The following is a 15,417-nucleotide window of genomic DNA, read 5'->3' as shown; positions in this document are numbered from 1 at the left end:
CCCCATCCTAAGGCGGTGATGCTCAGACGCGCCGCAACAGTCCGACGCGGTCGTAGACGGCGCCCAGCGTCGTGTCGGCGACGGCATCCGCTCGCTCCGCATTGGCAGCGAGGATGCGATCAAGTTCCGCCGGATCGTCGAGCAGTTCGAGGGCGCGTGCGCGCACGGGCTCGAACTCGTTCACGACCGCCTCGGCGAGACCCTTCTTGAAATCGCCGTAGCCGCGGCCGGCATACTCATCCTCGATCGAGCCGATCTGCCGCCCCGTGAGAGCGGCGTAGATGGTCAGCAGGTTCGACACTCCGGGCTTGTTCTCGCGATCGAAGCGCACCGTGCCCTCGTTGTCGGTCACAGCCCGCATGATCTTCTTCGCCGATTTCGCCGGGTCGTCCAGCATCCACAGCACGCCCGCGTCGCTCTCGGCGGACTTCGACATCTTCGACGTCGGGTTCTGCAGGTCGTAGATGCGAGCGGTGTCCTTCTGGATGACCGGACGCGGCACCACGAACGTCTCGCCGAATCGTGAGTTGAAGCGCTCGGCGAGATCGCGGGTGAGCTCGACGTGCTGCTTCTGATCGTCGCCGACAGGGACGACGTCGGTCTGGTACAGCAAAATGTCGGCCGCCATGAGGACCGGGTACGTGAACAGGCCTACGCTCGTCGCGTCCGCACCGTAGCGGGCCGACTTGTCCTTGAACTGCGTCATGCGTCCGGCCTCGCCGAAGCCTGTGATCGTCGACAGTATCCAGGCGAGTTCGGCGTGCGCGCGCACGTGCGACTGCACGTACAACGTCGACTGCGAGGGCTCGATGCCCGCGGCGATGTACTGCGCGGCGGTGCGTCGGGTCTTCTCGCGCAGCTCGGCAGGGTTCTGCGCGACGGTGAGGGCGTGCAGGTCGACCACGGAGAAGTACGCGTCGTAGGAATTCTGCAGATCCCGCCACTGCAGGAGTGCGCCGATGTAGTTGCCGATCTGGAGAGAGTCGGCGGAGGGCTGCATTCCTGAGTAAAGGCGAGGTTTCGTCACGATATCAATCCTAGGCGGATGCTGGCGCGCCTCTGCGCGGCGGAGCAGACTCGCAGCATGACCCAGCCGCCTACGCAGGCCCGGGCGTCGACGAGTGATCTGGTCGTCAGAATCGTCGGCGCCGTGCTCACGCTGTTCTTCGCCGTGCCCTTCCTACTGTTCGCCTGGGTCGCGCTGAGCAGCAGGTTCTCGTGGACGAGCGGTGACGTGCACGGCTACGGCATGATCTTCGGCACGCTGATCGCCCTCGTCGCCGGACTCTTGGTGATGCTGGTCGCCCCGCTGGTGCTGCCGAGCCGCCTGCGGGCGAAGGGCTATCTGATCAGCGCCCTCGGTTATGTCGTGGTGGGTGTCGGGCTCGTCGCCGCGTGGTTCACCGCCTGATCAGTACGTGTAGTCGACGACGACAGGGGCGTGATCGCTCCAGCGCTGGTCGTAGGCGGCCGCACGAGCCACGTGGTACGTCTGCACGCGCTCGGCGAGAGCGGGAGTGGCCAGGTGATAGTCGATGCGCCAGCCCGAGTCGTTGTCGAAGGCCTGACCTCGCATCGACCACCAGGTGTAGGGGCCGTCGACCTCGCCGTGGAAACGACGGCCTACGTCTACCCACCCGAGTCCGGTGCCCACCGACCCGTCCACGCCCTCGATCTGCGCTCCGGCCTCGCCGAGGAACCGGTCGAAGTAGGCGCGCTCGCGTGGGAGGAAACCGGCCTTCTTGCGGTTGCCGCGCCAGTTCTTGATGTCGAGTTCGCGATGGCCGACGTTGAGGTCGCCCGTGACGAGGGCGAGGGCTCCCTCCTGCCCGAGCTCGCCGAGGCGCACCCCGAAGGCATCGAGGAACTTCCACTTCTCGTCCTGCTTGGGGGTGTCGGCCTCGCCCGAGTGCACATAGGCGCTCACGACGGTGAGAGGACGGTCGCCGATCAGGAAGTCCGCCTCGATCCAGCGGCCCTTGGAGTCGAAATCGTCGGGACCGAAGGTCGTGCGTGAGGCGAGGGAGGGCATGCGGCTCGCGATCGCGACGCCCGCTCTGCCCTTGGCAGTGGCTTCGTCGTGGACGAAGGTCCATCCGGGGAGCGCCGCCTCGAGATGCTCGTCCTGGCCGCGGACCTCCTGCAGCGTGAGGATGTCGACGTCAGCGGCGTCGAGCCAGGAGCTCATGCCGTTGCGGGCGGCGGCTCGGATTCCGTTCACATTGACCGTGGCGATACGCAGATGAGGCATGGCTCAAGCCTAGGCGCGGGGTACGACATCGGCCGATTCGGACGAGTCGTATTCCGCCTCGGCCGCCCCGAGGGCCTCTTGTGCACGGCGCACCGCACGCCGGGCGGCTGCGCGGCGGTACCAGGGGGCGAGCTCAGCCGCCTCCTGCGTCCTGCGGAGCCTGATGCGTGCGGCGAGCACCATCGCCTGCTCCTCGGCTCGGCGGGCGGCGCCCTCGTCCTCGCGCTCGAGCGGCTGATCGTGATCCATCGCCGTCACGGCGATGAACGAGGCGGCCATCAGCACGACGATCGCCAGCCACCGGCACCACAGCAGCAGGCCCACGATGACCGCGAAAGACGCGAGGAGGGGGTTGCCCGGGACACGCGAGAGGAGGAGTCCCGCTCCGAGCTGGAGCACGACCATCGCGCCTCCACCGAGCAGGGCGCCCGGCCAGATGTACCGCCAGCGCAGGTTCGTGCCGGTGAGGAAGCGGACCAGCAGGGCGAGCGCCCCGGCATCCAGCCCGAACGCCACGCCGATCGAGAGCAGGCGCACCGTCAGGTTGAAGGACCACGATCCGGTGCTCCAGCCGACGAGGTGGTAGAACTGCTCGAGTGCCCAGACGCCGGCCCAGCTGAGCACCGCGCCGATCAGCATCGCGCCTCCGAACACGATCGCCGAGAAGAAGTCGCGCGCCTTCAGCAGCCAGTAGCTGCGAGTGTCGTAGGCGAGACCGAACAGATCGCGCACGGCCCGACGGGCGAAGGTCACCGCCCCCACGGCGGTCCACATCGCCACTCCCAGCGCGATCACGCCAGTCGCGCCCAGCAGGCTTCCCGAGCTCTTCGCGATCTCCGTGACGTCGTCGACCGACACCAGGCCGTAGTCGCCGGTGCCGATCAGCCCGGGGATGTAGGTGTTCATCAGACGTACGAGAGCGTCGATCGCGGCCGGGCTCGCGCCCAGCCACAGCCCGGCGCCGGCGAAGGCGACGTACAACAGGGCGAAGAGCGCGAAGAGGACGTAGTAGCTCATCCCGGCCGACAGCAGGAAGCCGTTGTTGTACGAGAAGTTGCGCCACACGCGGACGGGGAAGACGGCGAGCGTCCGGTCCTTCAGCTGGGCGATCTGCTCCAGGCGCACGTCGAGGCCGGGTGCGGAGAGGGGCGCGGTCGGACACGTCCTCACGATATCGGCAACCCGGTACGACGAAGGGCGGGCTCCCGGAGGAGTCCGCCCTTCGTCACTGCGGTCGGCCGGCCGTCAGGGGCGTCCGCGCAGCACAGCCTGCTTGACTTCGGCGATGGCCTTCGTGACCTCGATGCCTCGCGGGCACGCCTCGGAGCAGTTGAAGGTCGTGCGGCAGCGCCAGACGCCTTCCTTGTCGTTGAGGATGTCGAGGCGCACAGCGGCGTTGTCGTCGCGGGAGTCGAAGATGAAACGGTGGGCGTTCACGATCGCGGCGGGGCCGAAGTACTGGCCGTCGGTCCAGAACACGGGGCACGACGAGGTGCACGCCGCGCACAGGATGCACTTGGTCGTGTCGTCGAAGATCTCACGATCGGCGATCGTCTGCACGCGCTCCTTGCCCTTCTCGGGCACGGAGTTCGCGACCAGGAACGGCTGCACCTCGCGGTAGGAGGCGAAGAACGGCTCCATGTCGACGATGAGGTCCTTCTCGAGCGGCAGGCCCTTGATGGCCTCGACGTAGATCGGCTTCGAGATGTCGAGGTCCTTGATCAGCGTCTTGCATGCGAGCCGGTTGCGGCCGTTGATGCGCATGGCGTCCGAGCCGCAGATGCCGTGCGCGCACGAGCGGCGGAACGACAGCGAGCCGTCGACCTCCCACTTGATCTTGTGCAGGGCGTCGAGCACGCGGTCCGTCGAGTAGAGCTCCACGTCGTAGTCGACCCAGTGCGGCTCCGCGTCTACTTCGGGATCGAAGCGACGGATGTTGAAGGTGACGATGAAGGACTGCACACCGGAGTCGCTCGCGGGTGCCTCTGCAACAGCGTTCGACATGGTCAGTACTTCCTCTCCAGCGGCGGGTAGTTGAGCTCGCCTTGCTCGTTCTTCGTGAACACGACCGGCTTCCAGTCGAGCTTGATGTGATCGCTCGGCGTCGACGAGTGCGGGTCACCGGTCAGATACGCCATGGTGTGCTTCATGTAGTTCTCGTCGTCGCGCTTCGGGAAGTCGTCGCGCATGTGCCCGCCGCGGCTCTCCTGTCGGTTCTGCGCCGCGTAGACGACGACCTCGGCGATGTCGAGGAGGAAGCCCAGTTCGACGGCTTCGAGCAGATCGGTGTTGAACCGGTGGCCCTTGTCGTCGACGTGCACGTTGTTGTAGCGGTCGCGCAGGTCCTTGATGACGCCGAGCACGTGCTCGAGCGACTCGTGGGTGCGGAACACCTGTGCGCCCTTGTCCATCTCGTCCTGCAGCGTCTTGCGCAGCACGGCGATGCGCTCGGTGCCCTGGTTGTTGCGCAGGCCCTCGAGCATCCCCTTCACGAACCCGGCCGGGTCCTCGGGGAGCGGCACGAATTCGGCGGTCTTGACGTACTCGACGGCCTGGCGGCCTGCACGCTTGCCGAACACGTTGATGTCGAGGAGCGAGTTCGTGCCGAGGCGGTTGGCTCCGTGCACCGAGACGCACGCGCACTCGCCGGCCGCATACAGGCCGGGCACGACGGTGGTGTTGTCGGCGAGGACCTCGGCGTTGTTGTTGGTCGGGATGCCGCCCATCGCGTAGTGCGCCGTCGGCATCACCGGGACGGGCTCGACCACGGGGTCGACGCCCAGGTAGGTGCGCGCGAACTCGGTGATGTCCGGGAGCTTGGTCTCGAGGACCTCGGCCCCCAGATGGGTGCAGTCCAGCAGCACGTAGTCCTTGTGCGGGCCCGCACCTCGGCCCTCTGCCACCTCCTGCACCATGCAGCGGGCGACGATGTCGCGCGGCGCCAGGTCCTTGATGGTGGGGGCATAGCGCTCCATGAATCGCTCGCCCGAGGCGTTGCGCAGGATCGCTCCCTCGCCGCGGGCTCCCTCGGTGAGGAGGATGCCGAGGCCGGCGAGGCCGGTCGGGTGGAACTGGAAGAACTCGAGGTCTTCCAGAGGGAGTCCCTTGCGCCACACGATGCCGACGCCGTCGCCGGTCAGGGTGTGCGCGTTCGAGGTGGTCTTGAAGATCTTGCCGAAGCCGCCGGTCGCGAAGATCACGGCCTTGGACTGGAAGACGTGCAGTTCTCCGGTCGAGAGGTCGTAGGCGACGACGCCCGAGACCTGCGTCTTGCCTTCCGCATCCTTCACGGTCATCAGGTCGAGAACGTAGAACTCGTTGAAGAAGTTGATGCCCAGCTTGACGCAGTTCTGGAACAGCGTCTGCAGGATCATGTGGCCTGTGCGGTCGGCCGCGTAGCAGGCGCGTCGCACCGGCGTCTTGCCGTGCTCGGCGGTGTGACCGCCGAAGCGGCGCTGGTCGATCTTTCCCTCAGGCGTGCGGTTGAAGGGGAGGCCCATGTTCTCGAGGTCGATGACCGCGTCGATGGCCTCCTTCGCGAGGATCTCCGCAGCATCCTGGTCGACGAGGTAGTCGCCTCCCTTGACGGTGTCGAAGGTGTGCCACTCCCAGCTGTCCTCCTCGACGTTGGCGAGCGCCGCCGCCATGCCTCCCTGTGCGGCGCCCGTGTGGGACCGCGTCGGGTAGAGCTTCGAGATGACGGCGGTTCGAGCGCCGGGACCGGCCTCGATGGCCGCGCGCATGCCGGCGCCTCCGGCGCCCACGATCACGATGTCGAACTGGTGGTAGTGCACGCCGTCGCGGACGACGGACTCCTGCGCCTCAGTAGTCACTTTTCGTATGCCTTCTTCTATCAGTTAGCCACGGCCTGGCAGGTGTCCCACAGCGTGCTCGACTCGGTCACTCCGAGGCACGGGTCGAACGTGAAGACCACCAGGGTGCCGAGGAGGATGAGGAGTCCGGCCGCGAGGCCCAGAGCCCAGATGAGCACCTTGCGTGCGGTGCCGTTCGTGACGTAGTCGTTCACGATGGTGCGCATGCCGTTGGCGCCGTGGATCAGGGCGAGCCACAGCATGATGACGTCCCACCACTGCCAGAACGGCGTGGCGAACTTGCCGGCGATGAACGCGAAGTCCAGCGCGTGGATGCCTTCGCCGACCATCAGGTTGATGAACAGGTGGCCGAAGATGAGGATCACCAGGGCGACGCCGGACAGGCGCATGAAGGCCCAGCCCCACATCTCCAGGTTGAATCGACGCTGTCGGCGGACGGGCGCGGCGACGGTCTGCGCGGTCATCAGTGACCCCCTCCGAATCCGGCGAACGCGAGCATCAGATGACGCGGCACGAAGCCGGCCATGATGATGCCCCAGACGAGGAGCACGCCCCAGAACAGCTGACGCTGATACTTGGCGCCCTTAGACCAGAAGTCGACCGCGATGATGCGCAGACCGTTCATCGCGTGGAACACGATGCCCGCGACGAGAACGACTTCGCCCAGCGCCATGATCGGGTTCTTATAGGTGCCGATCACGGCGTTGTACGCCTCCGGCGACACCCTGATCAGCGCCGTGTCGAGCACGTGCACCAATAGGAAGAAGAAGATGGCGACTCCGGTGATGCGGTGAAGCACCCACGACCACATGCCTTCGCGACCCCGGTAGAGGGTGCCGCGTGGGGACTTGGACGTGGTTTCCGAAATCGACGGTGTCAAGCGAGCGCTTGTGGACACGGTCGTCCTCCCTGGATCGAAGTGACTCGGTCGCGTGCACTGCGTGGTCCAAGTGTGAGCCTGAGAAGACAACAGGCACGGCCGATCGGTGTCCATCCTATTCCTGCCAGATCGCTGTGAGCGACGAAGGACACCCTAACTGTCTCGATGTCGAGAGGTTTTCTGCATGGTGTCGAGAGCCTGTCGACATGGTGGCGCCGAGTACTCTGGCCAGGTGACTCAACCGATCAAGGACTTCTACGCAGTGATCCCCGCCGGAGGCATCGGCAGCAGGCTCTGGCCGCTGTCGCGCGCCGATGCTCCGAAGTTCCTGCATGATCTCACCGGCTCCGGTCACTCGCTGCTGCGTGATACGTGGGATCGGCTCGAGCCGCTCGCGGGGCACGATCGGATCGCCGTCGTCACGGGCCGGGCGCATCGCGCCGCCGTCGAGGAGCAGCTTCCCGGCATCCCCGACTTCAATGTCTTCCTCGAATCCGAGCCGCGCGAGTCGGCGGCCGCGATCGGACTCGCCGCCGCGATCCTGCATCGCCGCGACCCGGACGTCATCATCGGATCGTTCAGCGCGGACCACGTGATCCGCGGAACCCGGGTGTTCGAGTTCGCCGTGCGGGACGCCGTCGAGGTCGCGCGTCAGGGCTACATCTGCACGATCGGCATCACACCGACCGAGCCCGCCGTCGGATTCGGCTATATCAAGCAGGGGGAGGAGCTCGTCGTCGACGGCGCCAGGGAGGCGTCGCTGGTCGAGAGCTTCGTCGAGAAGCCCGACCTCGAGACCGCGAGGTCGTACGTCGCCGATCGCAGCTATCTCTGGAACGCGGGCATGTTCATCGCCAAGGCGAGCGTGCTTCTCGAAGAACTGGCTGAGAACGAGCCCGAGCTGTACGCCGGGCTCGTGGAACTCGCCGAGGCGTGGGACGACCGCGAGCAGCGCGGGCCCGCCGTGGACCGGATCTGGCCCCGCCTGAAGAAGATCGCCATCGATTACGCGGTCGCGGAGCCGGCGGCGAAGCGCGGACGCCTCGCCGTCGTCCCCGGCCACTTCGACTGGGACGACGTGGGGGACTTCGCCTCCCTCACCAAGCTCATCAACAACGGCCGGAAGAACGACCTCGCCGTGCTCGGCCCGAAGGCGAGGGTGCTGTCCGACGCCGCGAGCGGCATCCTGGTGAGCCAGACGAGCCGCGTGATCAGCCTGATCGGTGTGCAGGACATCGTGGTGGTCGACACCCCGGACGCCCTGTTGGTGACCACTGTCGAACACGCACAGCGGGTCAAGGGCGTGGTCGAGTCGCTCAAACTCACCGGACGCGGCGACGTGCTCTGATGAGCACGCTTGCATGCTCATCTGCAGGATTGATCTCGGCTTTGTAACCATTCGTCTGCGCGCGCGAACTGGGTGTGCCCAAACGTCGAAACACTGGGTAACTTTGAGCGATCCGCGAGGGCCGCGGGATCGTTGAGGGAGGCATGAGTTGACCATCTCCACCACCAAGAAGCTTCTCGGCGCGGCAGTCGCTGCCAGCGTCGTCTTCGCACTCGCCGGCTGCGGCCAGGCACCCACCGACAAGCCGGGCGGTTCGGGCGATCCCGCCGCCTCCGACTTCACCCCCTGCATCGTCTCCGACGCGGGCGGCTTCGATGACAAGTCGTTCAACCAGCTCTCCTACGAAGGTGCGCAGAAGGCCGCGGACGAGCTCGGCGCCACGCTGAAGAAGGCCGAGTCGAACGCCGAGACCGAGTACGGTCCCAACATCGACAACATGGTGTCCGAGGGCTGCAACGCCATCGTGTCCGTCGGCTTCGCGCTGTCGCAGGCGACGGTCGACGCCGCGACGGCGAACCCCGACACCGACTTCATCCTCGTCGACGACGCGGGCGGCGACAGCAAGCCCGACAACGTCAAGCCGCTGCTCTACGACACCGCGCAGGCCGCGTTCCTCGCGGGCTACCTGTCGGCCGGTTACACCAAGACCGCGAAGGTCGGCACGTACGGCGGCATGGAGTTCCCGACCGTCACGATCTTCATGGACGGCTTCAAGCAGGGCGTCGACTACTACAACACCGAGAACGGCACCGCCGTCGAGGTCGTCGGCTGGGACGGCACGACCGGTTCCTTCACCGGTGGCTTCGAGGCCAACCAGGACGCCAAGACCACGGCGCAGAACATCATCGACCAGGGTGTCGACGTGCTCTTCCCGGTCGGCGGCCCGATCTACCAGTCCGGCCTGCAGGCCATCAAGGACTCCGGCAAGGACATCGCCCTGATCGGCGCCGACGCCGACCTGTTCAACACCGACCCGACCACGGCCGACTTCGTGCTCACCTCGGTGCTGAAGGCCATGGACCTGTCGACCTACGAGGCCGTCATGGCCAGCGCCGACGACAGCTTCAGCGGTGACGCCTACATCGGCACGCTCGACAACGAGGGCGTGGGCATCGCTCCGCTGCACAACTTCGAGAGCAAGGTCGACGCGGAACTGGTCAAGAAGGTCGACGCGATCAAGCAGGAGATCATCGACGGCAAGATCACCGTCACGTCTTACCTGAGCGAGTAACAGCAAGCAACAACGGGGAGGCCGGCCCAGTCGGCCTCCCCGCTGTCGTCTGCGCGGGCGATCTCCGCGCAGACGACGACGGCATGAATAGGATCGGACACATGAAGCTCGAGCTGCGCGGAATAACGAAGAGGTTTGGCGCGCTGACGGCCAACGACCACATCGATCTGGTCGTCCAACCCGGAGAGATCCATTGCCTTCTCGGTGAGAACGGCGCCGGGAAGTCGACCCTGATGAACGTGCTCTACGGGCTGTATCAGGCCGATGAGGGACAGATCCTCATCGACGACGTCGTCCAGCACTTCGCGGGTCCCGGCGACGCGATGAAGGCCGGCATCGGCATGGTGCATCAGCACTTCATGCTCGTGCCGGTGTTCACCGTCGCCGAGAACGTAATGCTGGGCCACGAGAAGACGACGGCCGGAGGCCGCCTCGACCTCGCCGCCGCGCGCCGTCAGGTGAAGGAGATCTCCGACCGCTTCGGCTTCGACGTCGATCCGGATGCCGTCGTCGAGAATCTCCCCGTCGGCGTCCAGCAGCGCGTCGAGATCATCAAGGCGCTGGCGCGGGACGCCAGCATCCTCGTCTTCGACGAGCCCACCGCCGTGCTCACCCCGCAGGAGACCGACGAGCTCATGGCGACGATGCGCCAACTGCGCGAACGCGGCACGGCGATCGTGTTCATCACGCACAAGCTCCGCGAGGTCCGCGAGGTCGCAGACCGCATCACGGTGATCCGTCTCGGCAAGGTCGTCGGCGAGGCGTCTCCGACCGCGTCGAACACGGAGCTCGCCTCGCTCATGGTCGGTCGGGCGGTCGAGCTCACCGTGCACAAAGATGCGCCGAAGCTTCGCAGCAACTCTCTCGTGGTCGAGAACCTGACGGTGACCGACGCCGCCGGCGCCGTGCTCGTCGACGAGGCGTCGTTCGAGGTCCGCGGCGGTGAGGTGCTCGCGATCGCCGGCGTTCAGGGAAACGGCCAGACCGAACTCACCGAAGCTCTGATGGGTCTTCAGGACAGGGTTCGAGGCAGCATCCGCCTGAACGGCGAAGAGCTCGTCGGGCGCAACGTGCGACAGATCCTCGACGCCGGTGTCGGATTCGTCCCGGAAGATCGCGGTGTCGACGGACTCGTCAAGGAGTTCTCGATCGCCGAGAACCTCATGCTGGATCGCTCGAACGGCGCGCCGTTCGTCAAGAACGGCGCATTGCAGCTGAAGGCCCGTGACGAGTTCGCGAAGGCGAAGATCGCGGAGTTCGACATCCGCACGCAGGGACCGACTCAAGCGGCTGGCCGCCTCTCCGGAGGCAACCAGCAGAAGATCGTGCTGGCACGCGAGCTGAGCCGCGATCTCTCGCTGTTCGTCGCCGCCCAGCCCACTCGAGGTGTCGACGTCGGATCGATCGAGTTCATCCACAAGCGCGTGATCGAGACGCGCGATGCCGGCGTTCCCGTGATCGTGGTCTCCACAGAGCTCGACGAGGTGTCCGCCCTCGCCGATCGCATCCTGGTCATGTATCGCGGCCGGATCGTGGGCATCGTCCCCGGTGACACACCGCGCGACACCCTCGGCCTGATGATGGCGGGCGCCGCCGTGAACGAAGGAGCACAGGCATGACCGCCGCTCAGACCCAGCCGGCGCCGCAGATCGCGCCGCAGGCGCCGGCGCCCTCGAAGTGGCGCAAGGCCCTCACCGAGATCGTCAACGGAAACGCGCTCGTGTCGGTGCTCGCCGTGCTCGTCGCCGTCATCGTCGGGTCCCTGATGATCGCTCTGACCGACCCCGCCGTCCAGGCTGCGGCGGGCTACTTCTTCGCCGCACCCATGGACACCTTCAGTGCGATCGGCAGCGCCGTCGGAGGAGCGTACTCGGCCCTGTTCCGTGGGTCGATCTACAACTTCAACGCAGACTCGTTCGCGATCGGCATCCGTCCGCTGACCGAGACGCTCAAGTTCGCCACGCCGCTGATCGCGGCCGGACTGGGCGTGGGGCTGGCCTTCCGCGCCGGCCTGTTCAACATCGGCGGCCAGGGGCAGATGCTGATGGCCGCTGCTGCCGCCGGTTACGTCGCGACCGCCTGGGACCTGCCCTTCCCCCTGCACCTGATCGCCGCACTCGTGGCGGGCGTGGTCGCGGGCGCGATCTGGGCGGGCATCGCAGGGTTGCTCAAGGCGCGCACCGGTGCGCACGAGGTGATCGTCACGATCATGCTCAACCACATCGCGTTCTACCTCCTGGCCTGGATGCTGGCGACCCAGGGGCTGCTGCAGGCGCCGGGCTCGAACAACCCGAAGACCGCGCCGATGGCGGAGTCCGCCGTGCTGCCTCTGATCCTCGGCCCCATGTACAAGCTGCACCTCGGCTTCCTGCTGGCGTTGATCGCGGTCGCGATCACCTGGTGGCTGCTCGAGCGCTCGAGCCTGGGCTTCCGATTCCGCGCGGTGGGCGAGAACCCTGCCGCCGCTCGCACGGCAGGCATCTCGGTCGGTCGCATGTACTTCACCGTGATGCTCATCGCCGGTGCGCTGGTGGGCCTCGCGGGCGTCAGCCAGGTGCTCGGCACGGAGCCGAAGGGCTTCAGCGGCGGCATCGACGCCGGTATCGGCTTCGACGCCATCACCGTCGCCCTGCTGGGCCGTTCGCGGCCGCTCGGCATCCTCTGGGCGGGCCTGCTCTTCGGCGCTTTCAAGACCGGAGGGTTCACGATGCAGGCGTCCCAGGGCGTTCCGATCGAGATCGTGCTCGTCGTGCAGTCGCTGATCGTGCTGTTCATCGCCGCTCCGCCGCTCGTGCGGGCGATGTTCGGACTGCCGCAGCCCGGTCGGACGACCCGCCGACAGCGCCGCGCCGCGAAGAAGGAGGTGGCCGCATGACCGCTGTGACTCTCGATGCAGAGCCCCGTACCGTCGCCGTCGTCTCCTGGAAGACGCCGGTCATCTTCACGGTCATCACCGTGCTGTTCGCGCTTCTGCCGCTCTTCGTCCCGCGTGCAGGGGACTCGACGTTCCGCCTGACGGCCGGTGGCGAGCTTCTCGCACTGCCGAACGTCGTGGTGCCGGGCACTGCGACCGCGTGGGTCGCGGTGTTCGTCGCCGCGGTCGTCGCGGGAGCGGCCTGGGCGCTGGCGGCGAACCGCCGCTCCGTGCCGCTGTGGCTCACCGCGGTCTTCGCGGTCGCGCTGATCATCGGGTTCCTCGCCTGGGCGGCCGCCGGAAGCAAGGGCACGCTCCCGATGATCGGACTCCTCAGCGGTGCGCTCGCGCTCGCGACCCCGCTGATCTTCGGCGCCCTGGGCGGTGTGATCGGCGAGCGAGCCGGCGTCGTCAACATCGCGATCGAGGCCCAGCTGCTCGCGGGGGCGTTCACCGCCGCGATCGTCGGCTCCGCGACGGGCACGCCGTGGGCTGGGCTCATCGCCGCGATGGTCGCCGGCGTCCTGGTCGCGCTGATCCTCGGCGTCTTCGCGATCACCTATCACGTGGATCAGGTCATCGTCGGCGTCGTGCTCAACGTGCTCGTGATCGGCGTGACGACCTTCCTGTTCCGTCAGGTCCTCGCGCCCAACCAGGCGACGCTGAACACGGTGACGCCGTTCCCGGTCCTGCCGATCCCGCTGCTCAGCGAGATCCCGATCCTCGGTCCGATCCTGTTCAAGCAGACCATCGTCGTGTATCTGATGTACGCCGTCGTGTTCGTGGTCTGGTACGGCATGTACCGCACTCGCTGGGGCCTGAGGATGCGGGCCGTGGGTGAGCACCCGCAGGCCGCTGACACGGTGGGCATCAACGTGGCGCGCACCCGCTACATGAACGTTCTGATCGCGGGTGCGATCGCGGGCATGGGCGGCGCGTTCTACACGCTGGTCTCCGTGCCCCGGTTCAACCCGGAGATGACGGCGGGCGCCGGCTTCATCGCCCTCGCCGCCGTGATCTTCGGCAAGTGGGACCCGATCAAGGCGACATTGGCGGCTCTCCTGTTCGGCTTCGCGACCAACCTGCAGGGCGTGCTCAGCGTGATCGGCTCTCCGGTGCCGAGCCAGTTCATGCTGATGCTTCCGTACGTCGTGACGATCTTCGCTGTCGCCGGTCTCGTCGGGCGTTCGCGCCCGCCGGCCGCCGACGGCGAGCCGTACATCAAGTCCTAGGAGAGACATGACCGACATCGATTGGGATGAGCTGCGTCAGGTGGCGACCGACGCGATGACCAAGGCCTACGCGCCCTATTCGCGCTATCGCGTCGGCGCCGCCGCGCTGGTCGGCGACGGACGCATCGTCGCCGGATGCAACGTCGAGAACGCCTCATACGGGGTGACTCTGTGCGCCGAGTGCGCGCTGGTCGGCGACCTGCACATGTCTGGCGGCGGCAAGCTCGTCGCGTTCGTGTGCGTCAACAACGACGGAGAGACGATCATGCCGTGCGGTCGTTGCCGCCAGCTGCTCTTCGAGCACGCCATGCCCGGGATGCTGCTGGAGACCGTCTCCGGCATCCGCACCATCGACGAAGTACTGCCGGACGCGTTCGGCCCCCGAGACCTGGAGGACGCCCGATGAGCGTTGAACCCTTCGACGCCGTAGACGTCATCCGTGCCAAGCGCGACGGGGGCGTCGTCACCGAGCCCGCGCTGCGGTGGATGGTCGATGCCTACACGCGCGGCTACGTGTCGGACGCCCAGATGGCCTCGTTCGCGATGGCCGTGTTCCAGCGCGGCATGGAGCGCGACGAGATCCGAGTGCTCACCGACGCGATGATCGCGTCGGGGGAGCGGATGAGCTTCGCGAGTCTCGGCAAGAAGACGGTCGACAAGCACTCCACGGGCGGAGTGGGCGACAAGATCACTCTCCCGCTCGCCCCGCTGGTCGCCGTCTTCGGTGTCGCGGTGCCGCAGCTGTCGGGCCGAGGTCTCGGGCACACCGGGGGCACGCTCGACAAGCTCGAGTCCATCCCCGGCTGGCGCGCAGCGCTCAGCAACGACGAGATGTTCGCCCAGATGCAGAGCGACGTCGGCGCGGTGATCTGCGCCGCGGGCTCCGGCCTCGCCCCCGCCGACAAGAAGCTCTATGCGCTGCGCGACGTCACCGGCACGGTCGAGGCGATCCCGCTGATCGCTTCGAGCATCATGTCGAAGAAGATCGCCGAGGGGACCGACGCTCTCGTGCTCGACGTGAAGTTCGGCTCGGGCGCCTTCATGCAGGACATCGACCGCGCCCGCGAGCTCGCCCGCACGATGGTGGCGCTCGGCACCGACTCTGGCGTCGCGACGACCGCGCTGCTCACAGACATGAACGTGCCGCTCGGCCTCGCGATCGGCAACGCCAACGAGGTGCGCGAGTCGGTCGAGGTGCTCGCCGGCGGCGGCCCCTCCGACGTGCGTGAGCTCACGATCGCCCTGGCCAAGGAGATGCTGGCGCTCGCAGGCCAGCCCGATGCCGATGTCGAGAAGGCGCTCGACGACGGCCGTGCGATGGACAGCTGGAAGGCCATGATCCGCGCGCAGGACGGCGATCCGGATGCCGCGCTGCCCACGGCGCGCGAGACGCACGTCGTGACGGCCGCAGCCGACGGCGTCGTGTCGCGCATGGACGCCCTGCCGTTCGGCATCGCCGCCTGGCGCCTCGGCGCCGGACGCGCTCGCGCCGAGGACCCGGTGATCTTCGAAGCGGGCATCGACCTGCACGCCAAGCCGGGAGACCGCGTGGTCGCTGGCCAGCCGCTGTTCACGATGTCGGCGGACGACGAGGCGCGTTTCCCGCGCGCGCTCGACGCCCTCGATGGCGCGTGGGAAGTCGGAGACGCCGCTCCGGCGGCGGGGCCGATCGTGCGTGAGCGCATCACGGCGTGACCCGCTGACCGCTAGCCTGAACTGAGCGAATCC

15 protein-coding genes are annotated in these 15,417 nt (G+C 67.1%); 8 read left to right on the top strand and 7 right to left on the bottom strand.

The genetic code is table 11. From position 1 onward, the window contains the following. Positions 1-22: 22 nt before the first annotated feature. Entirely contained in the window at positions 23-1,027 is a 1,005-nt protein-coding gene (trpS, locus tag QFZ53_RS16000) for a tryptophan--tRNA ligase (protein ID WP_373426298.1), read from the bottom strand. Between the two features lie 57 nt (positions 1,028-1,084). Between trpS and QFZ53_RS15995 the strand changes: the two genes are divergently transcribed. Further along, a complete protein-coding gene (locus QFZ53_RS15995) occupies positions 1,085-1,411 on the top strand; it encodes a hypothetical protein (protein WP_292911096.1) in 327 nt (108 codons plus the stop codon). On the opposite strand, the gene QFZ53_RS15990 is transcribed toward QFZ53_RS15995, so the two are convergent. From QFZ53_RS15990 to sdhC, 6 genes are all read right to left on the bottom strand, one after another. After that, on the bottom strand, positions 1,412-2,251 hold the full coding sequence (locus QFZ53_RS15990) for an exodeoxyribonuclease III (RefSeq protein WP_292911094.1): 840 nt from the start codon (positions 2,249-2,251) through the stop codon (positions 1,412-1,414). A 9-nt stretch (positions 2,252-2,260) separates the two neighbouring features. Continuing rightward, positions 2,261-3,421, bottom strand: a complete 1,161-nt coding sequence (locus QFZ53_RS15985) for a YihY/virulence factor BrkB family protein (RefSeq protein ID WP_307298118.1) — start codon at positions 3,419-3,421, stop codon at positions 2,261-2,263. A 75-nt stretch (positions 3,422-3,496) separates the two neighbouring features. Beyond that, positions 3,497-4,255, bottom strand: a complete 759-nt coding sequence (locus QFZ53_RS15980; RefSeq protein WP_307298115.1) for a succinate dehydrogenase iron-sulfur subunit — start codon at positions 4,253-4,255, stop codon at positions 3,497-3,499. A gap of 2 nt (positions 4,256-4,257) precedes the next feature. Then, the gene (gene sdhA / locus QFZ53_RS15975) at positions 4,258-6,084 is read right to left on the bottom strand and encodes a succinate dehydrogenase flavoprotein subunit (RefSeq protein ID WP_307298113.1); all 1,827 of its coding nucleotides are present in this window, start codon (positions 6,082-6,084) and stop codon (positions 4,258-4,260) included. A 20-nt stretch (positions 6,085-6,104) separates the two neighbouring features. Beyond that, positions 6,105-6,548 carry a succinate dehydrogenase hydrophobic membrane anchor subunit gene (locus QFZ53_RS15970; RefSeq protein WP_307298111.1) on the bottom strand — a complete coding sequence of 148 codons (444 nt, stop codon included), beginning with the start codon at positions 6,546-6,548 and terminating at the stop codon, positions 6,105-6,107. Then, positions 6,548-6,982, bottom strand: coding sequence for a succinate dehydrogenase, cytochrome b556 subunit (gene sdhC / locus QFZ53_RS15965; RefSeq protein ID WP_192628033.1), 435 nt, complete (start codon positions 6,980-6,982; stop codon positions 6,548-6,550). The genes QFZ53_RS15970 and sdhC overlap by 1 nt, the downstream gene beginning before the upstream one ends. 214 nt (positions 6,983-7,196) lie before the next feature. Between sdhC and QFZ53_RS15960 the strand changes: the two genes are divergently transcribed. The 7 genes from QFZ53_RS15960 (at position 7,197) to QFZ53_RS15930 (ending at position 15,384) form a co-directional block, all read left to right on the top strand. Next, positions 7,197-8,312, top strand: a complete 1,116-nt coding sequence (locus QFZ53_RS15960) for a mannose-1-phosphate guanylyltransferase (RefSeq protein ID WP_307298109.1) — start codon at positions 7,197-7,199, stop codon at positions 8,310-8,312. 148 nt (positions 8,313-8,460) lie between these two features. Next, positions 8,461-9,543, top strand: coding sequence for a BMP family lipoprotein (locus QFZ53_RS15955; protein ID WP_292909166.1), 1,083 nt, complete (start codon positions 8,461-8,463; stop codon positions 9,541-9,543). A gap of 101 nt (positions 9,544-9,644) precedes the next feature. Further along, positions 9,645-11,162: an ABC transporter ATP-binding protein gene (locus QFZ53_RS15950; RefSeq protein WP_292909168.1), complete on the top strand. Its 1,518-nt coding sequence runs from the start codon at positions 9,645-9,647 to the stop codon at positions 11,160-11,162. Further along, a complete protein-coding gene (locus QFZ53_RS15945; RefSeq protein ID WP_307298108.1) occupies positions 11,159-12,418 on the top strand; it encodes an ABC transporter permease in 1,260 nt (419 codons plus the stop codon). The genes QFZ53_RS15950 and QFZ53_RS15945 overlap by 4 nt, the downstream gene beginning before the upstream one ends. Next, positions 12,415-13,689, top strand: coding sequence for an ABC transporter permease (locus QFZ53_RS15940; RefSeq protein ID WP_307298107.1), 1,275 nt, complete (start codon positions 12,415-12,417; stop codon positions 13,687-13,689). Before QFZ53_RS15945 ends, QFZ53_RS15940 begins: the two co-directional genes overlap by 4 nt. Before the next feature lie 7 nt (positions 13,690-13,696). Further along, positions 13,697-14,095: a cytidine deaminase gene (locus QFZ53_RS15935; RefSeq protein ID WP_292909174.1), complete on the top strand. Its 399-nt coding sequence runs from the start codon at positions 13,697-13,699 to the stop codon at positions 14,093-14,095. Continuing rightward, positions 14,092-15,384 carry a thymidine phosphorylase gene (locus tag QFZ53_RS15930; RefSeq protein ID WP_307298105.1) on the top strand — a complete coding sequence of 431 codons (1,293 nt, stop codon included), beginning with the start codon at positions 14,092-14,094 and terminating at the stop codon, positions 15,382-15,384. Before QFZ53_RS15935 ends, QFZ53_RS15930 begins: the two co-directional genes overlap by 4 nt. Positions 15,385-15,417: the final 33 nt, after the last annotated feature.

Origin of the sequence: Microbacterium natoriense (assembly GCF_030816295.1) — a bacterium.
GTDB classification, from domain to species: Bacteria; Actinomycetota; Actinomycetes; order Actinomycetales; family Microbacteriaceae; genus Microbacterium; species Microbacterium natoriense_A.
The sequence above is the reverse complement of the archived record's forward strand: the minus strand, read 5'-3'. Positions and strand labels throughout refer to the sequence as shown.